The following is a 13,255-nucleotide window of genomic DNA, read 5'->3' as shown; positions in this document are numbered from 1 at the left end:
GAGAGGAGAAAAAATTAACGGCCTTTGAATTGCGGATGACGTTTCTGGGCAAACGCATCAACGCCTTCCTGCCAGTCCTCAGTGGTCGAACAGGTAAACACCGCATCCAGCTCCTGCTGCAGTTGACTGTCGAAATCGTTGGCACTGCCGTGATTGACCAGGCGCTTGAGCATGGCGATAGAAACCGGTGCCTGCTGCGCTAATCGAGCCCCCAGTTCGTGGGCTTTTTCCAACAACCCGGTTTGCGGATACGCTGCCAGCGCCAGACCAATACGCTGTGCTTCCTGGCCATTAATCTTCTCACCGGTAAAAAGCAGGCGACGTGCCTGGGTAAATCCCACCAGCTGCGGCAGAATCTTCGAAACACCGCCGCCAACGCAGGTCCCGATGCCGGTTTCCGGAAACCCTAGCTGCGCGTCTTCCGCCATCAGCATAAAATCACACGCCACGGCCATTTCTGCGCCAGCGCCCAGGGCGTAACCGTTCACTACCGCGACCACTGGCTTTTTAAGCCGATAGATGGCTTCGCAGACATCATTCCCCAGTTGCAGATATTCCCGCCGCTGATAGAGGGTGCGGGCGGCACCACCGTGCTCTTTCATATCGGCACCAACGCAGAAAGCGCGGCCTTCGCCCGTCAGCAATATAGCGCGAACATTCTCTGACGCTTCGGCCAACGCCAGCGCGTCAAGCACGTCGTTATAGAGCCCTTCCACCACCGCATTCAGACGATGCGGGCGATTCAAGCGCACCTCCAACACTTGACCTTTCAAGACAACATTGAGCGTTTCATAAGCAGGAATACTGACAGGTTCCAGCGTAAAAGAATCGGTGGAGGAAGCGGGTATATTGGGCATCGTAAGGCTCGGCAAAGGGAAACAGACAGGTGGCAAGAAACAACAAACGTTTCATAAAAACCAGTAATTAAAAACCAATGATTAAAAAACCAGTAATTAAAAACGTCCGCTCTCACAGCATGCTAGACCATGGTTTCAGCACTAGTCAACACAAATGTATCTTTTAAAAAAACAAATGATACAAACGTTTCTCTATAGCCCATTACCCCACTTATCACTGCGGGTATGCGGGATTACTAGCCCGCTTGCGTTACACTGTGCCCACTTATTTTCATGCTGCCGTTGATTAAGCCTCCTAGTTGATTTAAGGACCTGTATATGCCACGCCCAACCCAGCATGCACCTGATACGGCTAAAAACCGCCCGACGCTTTCAACCTCCTCAGCGGCTCGAATGGATGAGATCAATCAGCAGCTGGCGAAAGCCTATGCTGAGCTTAGCCCACAGCTCAAGCTCGCAGCCGGGTATGTCCTCGAGCACCCGATGGAAATTGCCTTCCAGTCGATTCGCAAATCCGCTACTGCCGCCCAGGTCACGCCGTCCACTCTGGTGCGCCTGGCCAAGCGGCTAGGGTTTGATAGCTATGAACTGTTTCGGGAGGTTTTTCAGTCAGCCGTTCAGGCAAGCCCCGTCGAGCTGTCGGGTAAAGCCAATCAGTTGCGTCAGCTGGCAAGCCAGACGGATGATCAGGTGTTTCTCGATGTGGGAGACGCCGCTTTTGATAATATCGGGCGTTTATTTACGCCAGACAATCAGGCGCGCGTGCGCGAAGCCGCTCAGCTGATTCTGGCGGCCAAAAAAGTCGCCGTTGTGGGGTTTCGTGACACCTTCGCCTGCGCCTATCACTTTGCTTATGTGGGGCGCATCGCCATGCCGGAAATGCATTTGATTCGCGGTCTGGAGGGCGGGCTTCTGACGGAACTCGACCGCTTTGATGATCAAGACATCGTGGTCGCTTTTGGGTTTGAGCCTTACTGTGCCGAGACAATGAAAGCGCTGGAAATCACCCGTCAAAATGGCGTTAAAGCCATTGTGGTGACCGATACCATGCGCTCCCCGCTAGTGCCTGGTGCGCAGATTACCTTCAACGTTGCCAACGCCACACCCCACTTTTTCCCGTCGATTCTCTCTGCCATCACTCTGATAGAAGCGATTCTCGCCGAATGTGTGGCCTATGGCCCGGATGATCTGGTCGATAACGTTTCCCGATTCGAACAACGTATGCGCCATTTAGGCGCATACGTGGATATTGACTAGGATCTGGAACCATCTAGGGCAACAGAATCGTTGAGCCGGTGGTTTGACGGGATTGCAGTGCTTCCTGCGCTTTACCCGCGTCACTGAGTGCATAACGCTGGGCGACATCGATGGTGATCTGGCCGCTTTCCAGCATGCTAAAGAACTCCTCGCACATTGCCTCCAGCCGCTCGCGGGTATCAGCGTAGCCGTTCAGGCTCGGGCGGGTTGCAAACAGTGAGCCCTTCTGATTAAGGATACCGATATTTACGCCTTCCACCGGCCCTGACGCATTCCCGAAACTGACCATCAAGCCTCGGGTTTTCAGGCAATCCAGTGACGTTAGCCAGGTATCCTTGCCGACGGAATCGTAGACCACATCACACATTGCACCATCAGTCAGTTCACGAACGCGCTCTACCACGTTTTCCTTACTGTAATCAATCGTCGCCCAGGCACCGTTTTTCTCTGCCAGTGCGGCTTTCTCCGGCGTACTGACCGTACCAATCAGCTTAACCCCCAACGCCCGCGCCCACTGACAGGCAATTGACCCAACACCACCCGCTGCCGCGTGAAAGAGAATCGTCTCGCCCCCTTTCAGCGGGTAGGTCTGGCGTAACAGGTATTGCGCGGTCAAACCTTTCAGCATACTGGCGGCAGCCGTTTCAAACGCGACGGACTCAGGCAGGATCACGACTTTTTCGGCAGGTAGTGTATGCATCTGTGCATAGGCGCCTAATGGCCCCTGGGCGTAAGCCACCCGGTCGCCCTCTTTCAGGTGCGTAACCCCTTCGCCGACCGCATCCACCACGCCAGCGCCTTCCGTGCCCAGCCCTGATGGCATCGACGGCGCAGGGTAAAGGCCCGTGCGAAAATAGATATCAATAAAATTAAGGCCCACCGCTTTATTGCAGATACGCACTTCACCAGGCCCTGGCGGCTTGGGTGTCGCTTCCACCATTTGCAACACCTCAGCCCCACCTGTTTCAGCAAACTCGATTCGCTGGCTCATTAACAGCTCCTTATTCGTTAAACGCATTACACTCTGGACGTAAGCCAACTTATCAGAATTTAATAACTGAAAGAACGTACTTAGGTCGCCGAGCTGAACAGAGGGGTTTCTTCTGAGTGTCATCTTCTCGTGCTAGGCTTATCAGCAGACTTTCAGACCCTAAGGTGTGCCATGACATCGCCAACCCACTCAGCTGGACAGAACGTTCGGCATCCTGCCATCACACTGCCACGTTTGATTGCCCATCGAGGGTATTCCGCCGCCGCGCCAGAGAACACCTTGGCTGCCGTGCGAGCCGCCCATGCAGCGGGTGCAAGCTGGGTCGAACTGGATGTACAGCTACTTGGCGATGGCACGCCGGTGATCTGGCACGACGGCGATGTCACTCGCTGTTCCGATGGCCGCGACAAGCTTCAAAATCTTGATTGGGCACAGGCGCAAAGGCTGGATGTCGGTGCCTGGTTTGGCGATGCCTTTGTCGGTGAGCGCATGGCAAGCCTAGAAGCAATGCTTGACCTGCTTAACTCACTGGACATGGGGGTCAACATGGAGCTGAAGGTCAATAAGGGCCGGGACCCATACCATCTGGTAAATGTCTGCCTGCCGTTGATGCGTGACATCCTTCCCCCTGAACGGATGATTATTTCATCTTTCAATCAGCAGGCTTTGCAGGCCTGCCGTAAGCAGGCAGGCGCTGAAGAACTGGCGCTGGGTGTTCTCTGTGATGCAATACCGGCTGACTGGCAGGCGCAGTGCGAATCTGTCGAGGCATTCAGCCTGCACCCGAGCTGGGCGCGCCTCAAGCGTAGCCAGGTGACGGCTGTCAAGCAGGCGGGCTACCCGCTACTGTGTTACACCGTTAACGACCCGAGCGCCTTTGCGCCCTACTGGGCGTTGGGTGTTGATTGCGCTATCACCGATCAGCCCAGCGCATTTCAGCGTTATCTCGACAACCATTAAATGCTGGAAAACGACATGGTCTGGGGCTATATGGTGGAGGGCTACATGGTGGAAAGCTTTTCATCATCCATTACGCCAGACATCCGCACCATGGCAAGCGCTTCATCAAGACTCTCGACTTCTTCCATTTTCACCAACTCACTGTTCAAGGTAACGGGCTGACCGGCTTTTTCCGATAACAGCGCTTCCAGCGCCTGTTTGTCATTGGCATCTTCAAGACGCTGAACATCCAACGAAGCAGAATGGGTGCCCGGCAGGTAAATTGTGCCGTTAGAAAAGTCCACGGCGTAGGCAATCACACCCGGCACCAGGAAAAACAGCAGCCCCACGCCATTTGCAACAGCAACGATAGGATCAATCTCACCGCTGATCTGCCCCTTGCGCTCAGGATAGAAAACCGTGCCACAGCCGGTGAGTGATACCACACAGGAAGCGACCACCGCGCGCTTCAACCAGGATTTCAACCGTTCACGTTGACAAGTACGATGCACCTGAATCATTAATCAGCCCCAGAAAATAATCGTTATTTGTAATATGTAAAAAGTTACATCTTGTATATAAGAAAAATTATTCTGGATATTACCATGGGCGGCAGCCTACCAATCAACTAAAAGCCGCCAGATGATCCGCTTAGGGCCAGTTTACGTTTTGCCGCTGTCAACGGTTCACCGTACAATAGTCGCATTGTGACATTCCGCTTCATACCAAACCGACTCGACACCAAGGGAACACCCACCTTATGCGCGCCAGCCAATTACTGATTGCCACGCTCAAAGAAACACCAGCCGATGCTGAAGTTATCAGCCACCAGCTTATGCTTCGCGCCGGGATGATCCGTCGTTTGACCTCCGGGCTTTACACATGGCTGCCGCTGGGTCTGCGCACCTTACGCAAGGTGGAAACCATCGTACGCGAAGAAATGAACCGTGCAGGCGCTCAGGAAGTACTGATGCCGGCAGTTCAACCGGCGGAACTTTGGCAGGAATCCGGGCGCTGGGAACAGTACGGCCCAGAGCTACTGCGCCTGAAAGACCGGCATGAGCGTGACTACTGCGTTGGCCCGACTCATGAAGAGGTCATCACTGACCTGGTGCGCAAGGAAATCGCCAGCTACAAACAGCTGCCGACCAATTTTTACCAGATTCAGACCAAATTCCGCGATGAAATCCGCCCACGCTTTGGCGTTATGCGCTCGCGTGAATTCATCATGAAAGACGCCTACTCGTTCCACCTGGATGAAGCCTCGCTGCAGGATACCTATCAGGTGATGTACGACACCTACACGCGTATCTTCACCCGCCTGGGCCTGGATTTCCGCCCGGTGATTGCGGATAACGGTTCGATTGGCGGTACTGGCTCGCATGAATTCCACGTGCTCGCTGACTCTGGTGAAGACGATATCGTTTTCTCCACCGAGTCCGACTACGCAGCGAATATGGAAAAAGCCGAAGCCTTGCCCGCCCCCCTGAACAGCCCTCAGGAACGTAGCGCCCCTGCCGATGCCATGACGCTTGTCGACACGCCCAACGCCAAAACCATTGCGACGCTGGTAGAGCAGCACGGCCTGCCAATCGAAAAGACCATCAAGACCCTGATGGTTCACGCCGCTGAAGGCGGGTTGATTGCCCTGCTGGTACGTGGCGACCATGAACTGAATGAAGTTAAAGCGGAAAATCATCCCCGTGTTGCGACCCCGCTGACCATGGCCAGCGAAGAAGAAATTCGCGCTGCCGTTGGCGCAGGCCCTGGTTCACTCGGCCCGGTCGGGCTGGACATGCCGATTATCATTGATCGTAGCGTTGCCCTGATGAGCGATTTTGGCGCGGGCGCTAACATCGAGGGTAAGCACTATTTCGGCATCAACTGGGAACGCGATGCGCCTCTGCCCGACGTGGCTGACCTGCGTAACGTGGTAGAAGGTGATCCGTCCCCTGATGGCAAGGGAACCCTTGCCATCAAGCGCGGCATCGAAGTCGGTCACGTTTTCCAGCTGGGTCAGAAATACTCCCAGGCGATGAACGCCAGCGTGCTTGGCGATAACGGCAAAACCAGCCACCCGTGGATGGGCTGTTACGGTATCGGCATTACCCGTGTTGTGGCTGCGGCAATTGAGCAGAACCACGATGCGTCCGGCATCATCTGGCCTAACGCCATTGCGCCTTTTCAGGTGGCACTGGTACCAATGAATGCTCACAAATCCCAGCGTGTACGCGAAGAATCCGAGCGCCTGTATCAGGCCCTCAGCGCTGTCGGAATGGACGTCTTACTGGATGATCGCGATACCCGGCCTGGCGTCAAGTTTGCCGACCTGGAGCTGATGGGCATTCCTCACCGCCTGGTGATTGGTGACCGCAGCCTGGATAAGGGCGAGCTTGAATACAAAGGCCGCCGTGATAGCGAAGCCACCATGATCGCCGCTGAGTCGGTGATTGATTTCCTGCGTGAAAAAGCTGGCCTTAGTTAATCGTTACCTAACGCTTGGGGCATCGCTTGGAGCATGGCTTGCGGTGGGTTGTCTGCTAGGCCCTGTGGCATTGGCAGCACCCCATGAAACGCTGATGCCAACCTTTGAAGCGGCGATCACCTCCCAGAAGGCAAGCCTTGAACAGCAGCGCTGGGAGCAACGCATGGCTCCCCAGCTTGCCCGTTTTGTGTCATCTGCAGTATTACGCGCTCTGATACTCAGACGCACTTATCAGGAAGCCTCGCTGGCGGGGCTTCCGCCTGCATTGATACTGGCACTGATGGAAGTGGAAAGTGCTTTCAAGCCGTCGGCAGTGTCATCAGCAGGTGCCGTCGGGTTGATGCAAATCATGCCGTTCTGGATTGATGAACTTGGCCTGGCCGCCGATAACCTCAAGGATCCTGCCAGAAACCTGCGTTACGGCTGCACGATCCTGGCTCACTATCTGGCCGTTGAAAACGGCGATTTCACCCGTGCTCTCGCCCGCTACAACGGTAGCCTCGGCCAAACCTGGTACCCGGAACGCGTAATGCGTGCCTGGCAGCAGCATTGGCGTTAACCGGCAATCCGAAAGCCATCGCGACCCGTCGATTTAACTTCATACAAAACGTCGTCCGCCGTCACATAAACTTCTGAATACATACACTGCCCGGCGTGAAAACAGGTAGCGCCAACACTCAAGGTGACAACATCATGATGCGGATGGGCAGGATGCGGTAGGGCCGCCTGTTTCAACTTCTCCATCAAACGCTGACAATGCTGTTCAAGATCCGCCGTGTTCCTACACGGAATAAGAGCCGCAAATTCGTCTCCCCCGAGGCGGTACAGCCTGGCATCTACGGCAAAGGAAGAGCGGATCAACTCGCATAACTCAAGCAGTAAGGCGTCTCCTCTGGGGTGGCCCAATGCATCGTTATACTGCTTGAAAAAATCCACATCAATCAGGATAAACCCAAGGGACAGACCGTCCAGCAGTGCAATATCTTCATTCAATGCGCTGCGATTCCCCACGCCCGTCAAGGGGTCATGTAGCGCTCGCTGAATCCAGGCCAGTGTTTCAATGGTTGCTTTTTCGGCTCGCCGTAACTGGCGCTCATGCATCCACCAGAACACAATCCCCAACAGGAAGATTACCAGACTGGTGTAAGTCACTAATTGGCTGTTAAAACGGGCATTCTCGGAAAAACGGTTGATCGCTTCGCCACGCCGGTCAAGCTGGCTCATTTCTATCTCTGTCAGACACTGGATCGGCAAATACAGCTGGCGAGCCGCATCAAGTGCACTGATTTCCTGGGCTATTATCGTCTGGGCCAGAGAGTCAATGTGATCCAGACTTTCTTTTGTACAGGCATACTCGTTTTGATAGATCGACACATCGAAAAGCCCATAAGCCAGGTTTAGGCTCAACATGATGGATGCATCAGCAGTGATTGATTCATGCACATCACTTTCTGCCAGCAACTCCAGTTGGGTATTTTGCAGATAGTTACGGGCTCGGGTAGCAAGCTGCTGCCCGGTGAGGTTGCCCGTCTGACTGAAATATGCCTGAACTTCCGGATTCACCCAGCGAGTCTCATAAACAATCACTACCATTAATGCTAAAAAACTCATCAGACTCAAGGAAAGCCAGCTAAGGTAGCGCCGCTGCCATTTAGGCTTTTTTGTCGGCGGCGGCGCCAACGACTGGAACGGCGACAGGTCCGAAAATGGCTTCTGCGGGGCTACCATAACGCCTCAATGCGTCGAATCATCCACACCCAGTCATTGAAGGCGCGCAGGTTACTGGTGTCGCGGTCGCCGTAGTCACGCTCGACCAAACGCAGCGGGCCACGCTCACGCAACGTTATCGGCGCCCCATTTTCATGAGTGATCAGATACCAGTTGGGGTTACTCCAGCCTGAAAGTGTCACCTTATAGTCATCCCAGGCAGTAAAATGCAGGGCAGGCGGCACCTCACCCCAGTGATGCATCAGAAAGTCACGAAAGATGACGCCTTGCATCTCAACCGTTTCCCCCTGGTAAGGGTCGTAGAGTGCAAAACGATGCGACGGAATATGTGTGCCAATCTCTTCAACCGGCACTTCCAAGGTCGTTTCACCATTATCAAGCGTCAGTGTGTAGGCCGTTGCCGTGGTTGCCACGGCCAATAGCCCAATTGTCATTACCATCCTGCTAATTGCACGCCACGCCACTTTTTTATCTGCCAGCATATGAGGCACTCACTTAAGTTGCATTAGCTCATTTTATCAGAAGTTACATTTCCTTATCGCGAAAGCCAAAAATAAAAAAAGCCGACCCAAATGGGCCGGCAACTAGAAGCTTACCCCTAAAAGCAAGCCTCCTCCCCTGACAACTGGTAGCTGACAACAGATAGCTGAAAACAGATAACTAAGCAAAATCAAAAGCGCTATTGAAAACCTTGATAACCCCCCCCCTGAACTGCGCCATTATCAGATGCATTTATCGCAAGCTGTCTGCCACTCAGTGATGATGCGACGCTTGATGATGCGTAATGGTCGGTTTATTGCCTTTTTTACGGCGGTGGTCACGAACGATAAAACCGACCCAGCCAATCATGAAGACAACCATGAGGGCCACGGTAACCAGACCAAAAATGATAGTGTCGTCCCAGTACATAGCGACTCTCCTCGCCGTGAAGTAATGAAACAATCTTAGCCGTGAAAACAGCGGCAGGAACTGACGTAGATCAAGTTTGCGCCGCCAGGCTAATCTTTGTGGTGGCCAACTTGATTTACGTCAGTTTTTAAGGGTATCAAGGTCCGTTTTTAAGAGCTTCAGGATCAGTTGTTAAGGGTTTCAATATCGGTTGTTAAGAGCCAAGATGAGTTTTTACGAGTGTAATACGCAGTTAACGCGCTGGCTTATAACACCTTACGGTCTTCTACTTTGCTATGATCGGTGCCCGGCGGCAATGGATGGCCTTTTGCCAACTCTGCACGGGTCGCCTTACGCACCTCAAGAATCTTTATCTGGTAACGCAAGGTCCTGCCCGCCAGCGGATGATTGGTATCCACCGTCACACTGTCTCCATCAATCGCCACTACGGTGACAATCTGAGGCCCCGCTTCGCCTTCCGTCTGAAAACGGCTTCCCACCTGCAAATCAGCACTTCCAAAGGCATTACGGCCAACGCTCTGCACCAGCGCTTCATTGCGAACGCCATAAGCATCTGCCGGCATTAATGTCACACTCAGTTCACTGCCAACAGACTGACCTTCAAGCGCACGCTCAAGGCCCGGCACGATATTATTGTGCCCATGCAGATATTCCAGCGGCTGTTGGCGCGCCTCGGAATCATCCAGTACCTGCTTGTCTCCGTCATGCTGAACATCACTAAGCACGTAATGAAGGGTTACTACCTGATGCGCGGCAATCGACATGGAAAACTCCTCTCCGGTAAGCTATGGACTTTCAAAATATCGGGCGCAGTGTATCACCCGCCTTTAGTAGTCGTCTTTATGGAGCCTCACCCTATGCCTACCCCAACGCCGCAACGCAGTTGGCGGGATGCCTTTGCTGTGTATTGGCATGCACCGGTTATCACCATGCTATTTCTGGGGTTTTCCGCTGGCCTGCCGTTTCTTCTGGTTTTTTCTACCCTCTCCGCCTGGCTACGCAGTGATGGGGTTGAAGTCGCCGCCATCGGCTTTTTTGCCTGGGTTGGCATGCTCTACTCCATCAAGTTTTTCTGGGCGCCGATTGTCGACCGCCTGGCCCTTCCGGTACTGACGCGCACCTTTGGCCAGCGCCGGGGCTGGATGCTGTTAGCCCAGGCCATGATGGTGGCGGGTCTTGTCGGGCTTGCCAGCATTGAAACTCAGGGCAACCTTGGCTGGGTGGCTGCTTTTGCGCTGCTGGTGGCTTTTGGTTCCGCCACGCAGGATATTGCCATTGATGCGTTTCGTATCGAATCGGCAGACGACGATATTCAGGCAGCCATGGCGTCGACCTATATCATTGGCTACCGGGGCGGCTTGCTGGCAGCGGGCGCAGGCGCCCTGTTTATTGCCGCGGCAACCTCCTGGAATATTGCTTACCTGTGCATGGCCGGGTTGGTGGGCGTAGGCATCATGACGGTGCTGCTGCGCCCTGAGCCACCGCGCAGCTCGCTGACAGTTCAGCTTGCCCATGAACCCAGAGTGCGTGCCTTTTTGCGCGCCAGCCGGGGAAAACCCCGCTGGTCACGGCGGCTGGGCGCCTGGGCCATCGGCGCAATCATCTGCCCCTTCAGCGACTTTTTCCGTCGTTATGGCATAAAGGCACTTTGGGTACTGGTGTTTATTGCGGTATTTCGAATCAGTGACCTGGCCATGGCGTCCATGGCCAACCCGCTGTATATCGATCTGGGTTTTTCCCTGGCAACCATCGCCAACGTCACCAATATTTTCGGGATCGCCATGAGCGTGACCGGCGGCATATTAGGAGGGCTTCTGGTGGCCCGCTACGGCATCGGGCCACTGCTGGTATTCGGTGCCGTGCTGGTGATGCTGACCAACCTGTTGTTTGCCCTTCTGGCGCTGGTGGGGAATCAGCTGCCGATGCTTGTCGTAACCATTGTCGGCGATAACCTGGCCAACGGGCTTGCCAGTGCTGTGTTTATCGCCTTTCTGTCAAGCCTGACATCCCGCGCTTACACAGCCACCCAGTACGCCCTGTTTTCCTCGCTGATGACGCTACCGGGCAAATTCATCAGCGGCTTTGGCGGGCTGGTCGTCACCTCACAGGGATATGCCAGCTTTTTCGTGGCAGCTGCTTTACTCGGCCTACCAGCGGTAGCGCTGGCCATCTGGGTCAGCCGCGATAAACAGCTGGTACCCCGTCCGGTGTCAAAGCAAGGCTAGCGACTCGACGTCAGCCATGCCAGCGCGCCCGGAGTAGAACGCCACTGGTCACGCATCAAGGTACGGTACTGCCAGGCCTCTCCCCGAGTGCCTGGCTCAATATTGGCATCCCAACTGGATTTCATCGGTCGGGGGTTCTCAGCCCCCAGCAGTTCAATGGCATAGCGATTGTGGCGCTGGACATCTTCCAGCGCAGCCGACGCCTGATCGAGCTGCCCGAGACGAAAATGCGCCAGTGTCCGGCCAAAAAGGATGTTCAGCGGCATGGAACCATCGTCGCGGTTTTCTTCCAGCAACTCCAAGGCGTCTTCGTTACGGTCATCCCGCAACAGTTGATCCAGCACCAGTTCCAGCAGTCCCAGACTATCCTGACGGTTAACCAGCAGCATTTTTTCTGCCAGCTGGCGGGAATGCTGGCGAGCGCCTCGCTCCATCCCTACCACCAATGCCAGCCCGGTACGCAGCAGGATGGCATTATCGGCATCGTCCCAGCACAGGTTGCCATTCCCCGCCGCGCGGGCCTGATCCAGCCAGCGATCCAGCCGTTGCGCCAGCGGTTCCAACAGGCTGGGCGCCATCCACGGCAAACTACCAAAACGGCTGGTCAAGGCGAGGGAAAGATCCTGTAACACCTGGGGAGAATCCAGCCATTCAGGATTGGCACACAGCGCCGACATCCAGCCCACAGCGTTATCCCAGGGGTCATCCAGAAATCCCAGCGCCACTTCTTTATCAACCATTACCTGAAACTCGGCATGCCAGGCAGCAAACAGGGTCGCCTCACGGGCACTGACATGATAATCAAGGCGCTCATCGCGCTCACGAAAATCCAGCTTGGGCGCGGTTGTCAGCGCGGCCAGCAGTGACTGCAGAGCAATCAGGGGCGTCGCAAGGTCCTCTTCCGCGCTCAACAGTTGATCGGCCAGCGTCGCACCGGGGTTCTCGGCCAATGCCGCCAGGAAGTCCAGCTGATCGTCATCCAGTTCGCCCTGACGCACCAGGCGGCGATACCAGAAATCTGCCCGCGCTCTGGCTTCCTCTTCGTGCCCCTCATGCAGCAGCAGCATGGCCTCGATATAGGCAAGTGTCGGCGAATCCGGCAGTGCCTGCTGAGCGCGCACAAAGGCGGCACGGGCGCTGTCCAGATCATCACTGTCCAGGTGCATCAGACACAGACGCTCCAATGCCACACCGCGCAGGAACATCGGCCCACGGTCCAGCACATCGTCCAGCAGATCAGCACGCTTGCGGTTGAAGCCGCGCTCCTGATAGAGATCCAGCAGGATCTCAAAAGCAGGCTCGGCCTGCTCCGGCAGGCGAGCCCAGTCACTGCCATCAAACAGGGATTCCAGAATCTGCATGGCACGCCCGCTCTGGCCACTTTCAGCAGCAATCAAGCCTGCCTCCAGAAGCGACTGCGCCGGTGCTTTGCCGCTGGCCAGGGCCGCTTTCAGGGTGGCACCCTTCCACTCGCGCAGGGAAAGCATCCACATCATCTGTGGAGGAATATCCGTGGGGAATTCCACCTGAGAGCAGCACTGCTTGAACTTGCGACCGGAGTCGCACCAGCAAGGCTCATTACGCCCTGGCGTTGCCAAAGGTTGAGCGGCAAAATCCAGGCGTTCCAACGGCGTCTGCGACCATATGATCGGCGCAAGCGCCTGAGCCTGAGTGGCGTCGTCGCCAAAGTAATCTGCACCGTGGGCGCGCACCCAGGTCATGAAATCAGGATAGTGTTCATTTTGCCGAATAGCCGAGAGTGCCCCAGAGGCAAACCCCAGTAATTGTTCAACCCATACCGCCAGCATTGGCGTCTCCACTCAGCTGCGTTAAAAACGCAATAGTCTAGCATGACCAAGCTCCG

The 13,255-nt window shown here is 55.2% G+C and carries 13 protein-coding genes; 5 read left to right on the top strand and 8 right to left on the bottom strand.

Translation table 11 applies throughout. The features are described from left to right. Window positions 1-14 precede the first annotated feature (14 nt). Entirely contained in the window at window positions 15-857 is an 843-nt protein-coding gene (locus ACU6TU_RS06980) for an enoyl-CoA hydratase/isomerase family protein (RefSeq protein ID WP_447143835.1), read from the bottom strand. Between the two features lie 318 nt (window positions 858-1,175). On the opposite strand from ACU6TU_RS06980, the gene ACU6TU_RS06975 reads away from it, so the two are divergent. Further along, the gene (locus tag ACU6TU_RS06975; RefSeq protein ID WP_447143834.1) at window positions 1,176-2,114 is read left to right on the top strand and encodes a MurR/RpiR family transcriptional regulator; all 939 of its coding nucleotides are present in this window, start codon (window positions 1,176-1,178) and stop codon (window positions 2,112-2,114) included. Window positions 2,115-2,127: 13 nt separating this feature from the next. Here ACU6TU_RS06975 and ACU6TU_RS06970 read toward each other — a convergent pair whose 3' ends face one another. Further along, window positions 2,128-3,105 carry an NADPH:quinone reductase gene (locus ACU6TU_RS06970; RefSeq protein WP_447143833.1) on the bottom strand — a complete coding sequence of 326 codons (978 nt, stop codon included), beginning with the start codon at window positions 3,103-3,105 and terminating at the stop codon, window positions 2,128-2,130. Between the two features lie 171 nt (window positions 3,106-3,276). Between ACU6TU_RS06970 and ACU6TU_RS06965 the strand changes: the two genes are divergently transcribed. Then, the gene (locus ACU6TU_RS06965; protein WP_447143832.1) at window positions 3,277-4,065 is read left to right on the top strand and encodes a glycerophosphodiester phosphodiesterase family protein; all 789 of its coding nucleotides are present in this window, start codon (window positions 3,277-3,279) and stop codon (window positions 4,063-4,065) included. A gap of 41 nt (window positions 4,066-4,106) precedes the next feature. On the opposite strand, the gene ACU6TU_RS06960 is transcribed toward ACU6TU_RS06965, so the two are convergent. After that, window positions 4,107-4,565 carry a hypothetical protein gene (locus tag ACU6TU_RS06960; RefSeq protein WP_447143831.1) on the bottom strand — a complete coding sequence of 153 codons (459 nt, stop codon included), beginning with the start codon at window positions 4,563-4,565 and terminating at the stop codon, window positions 4,107-4,109. Window positions 4,566-4,804: 239 nt separating this feature from the next. On the opposite strand from ACU6TU_RS06960, the gene ACU6TU_RS06955 reads away from it, so the two are divergent. Both ACU6TU_RS06955 and ACU6TU_RS06950 read left to right on the top strand, forming a co-directional pair. After that, complete coding sequence (locus ACU6TU_RS06955; protein ID WP_447143830.1) at window positions 4,805-6,529, top strand: proline--tRNA ligase; 1,725 nt, start codon at window positions 4,805-4,807, stop codon at window positions 6,527-6,529. Beyond that, complete coding sequence (locus ACU6TU_RS06950) at window positions 6,507-7,088, top strand: lytic transglycosylase domain-containing protein (protein WP_447143829.1); 582 nt, start codon at window positions 6,507-6,509, stop codon at window positions 7,086-7,088. The genes ACU6TU_RS06955 and ACU6TU_RS06950 overlap by 23 nt, the downstream gene beginning before the upstream one ends. On the opposite strand, the gene ACU6TU_RS06945 is transcribed toward ACU6TU_RS06950, so the two are convergent. The 4 genes from ACU6TU_RS06945 to ACU6TU_RS06930 form a co-directional block, all read right to left on the bottom strand. Continuing rightward, entirely contained in the window at window positions 7,085-8,257 is a 1,173-nt protein-coding gene (locus ACU6TU_RS06945; RefSeq protein ID WP_447143828.1) for a diguanylate cyclase domain-containing protein, read from the bottom strand. The two genes, ACU6TU_RS06950 and ACU6TU_RS06945, sit on opposite strands and share 4 nt — an antisense overlap. After that, window positions 8,251-8,691: a hypothetical protein gene (locus ACU6TU_RS06940; protein WP_447143827.1), complete on the bottom strand. Its 441-nt coding sequence runs from the start codon at window positions 8,689-8,691 to the stop codon at window positions 8,251-8,253. Before ACU6TU_RS06940 ends, ACU6TU_RS06945 begins: the two co-directional genes overlap by 7 nt. Before the next feature lie 319 nt (window positions 8,692-9,010). Beyond that, on the bottom strand, window positions 9,011-9,166 hold the full coding sequence (ccoM, locus tag ACU6TU_RS06935; protein WP_447143826.1) for a cytochrome c oxidase subunit CcoM: 156 nt from the start codon (window positions 9,164-9,166) through the stop codon (window positions 9,011-9,013). Between the two features lie 245 nt (window positions 9,167-9,411). Beyond that, window positions 9,412-9,930, bottom strand: a complete 519-nt coding sequence (locus ACU6TU_RS06930; protein ID WP_447143825.1) for an FKBP-type peptidyl-prolyl cis-trans isomerase — start codon at window positions 9,928-9,930, stop codon at window positions 9,412-9,414. A gap of 93 nt (window positions 9,931-10,023) precedes the next feature. Between ACU6TU_RS06930 and ACU6TU_RS06925 the strand changes: the two genes are divergently transcribed. Next, window positions 10,024-11,391 (top strand): AmpG family muropeptide MFS transporter, encoded by a 1,368-nt coding sequence (locus tag ACU6TU_RS06925; RefSeq protein ID WP_447143824.1) that lies wholly within the window; start codon window positions 10,024-10,026, stop codon window positions 11,389-11,391. Here ACU6TU_RS06925 and ACU6TU_RS06920 read toward each other — a convergent pair. Next, window positions 11,388-13,199: an SEC-C metal-binding domain-containing protein gene (locus ACU6TU_RS06920; protein WP_447143823.1), complete on the bottom strand. Its 1,812-nt coding sequence runs from the start codon at window positions 13,197-13,199 to the stop codon at window positions 11,388-11,390. The two genes, ACU6TU_RS06925 and ACU6TU_RS06920, sit on opposite strands and share 4 nt — an antisense overlap. Window positions 13,200-13,255 lie beyond the last annotated feature (56 nt).

The organism is Halomonas sp. LS-001 (genome assembly GCF_052983955.1).
This window is presented reverse-complemented; position numbering and strand designations above follow the sequence as displayed.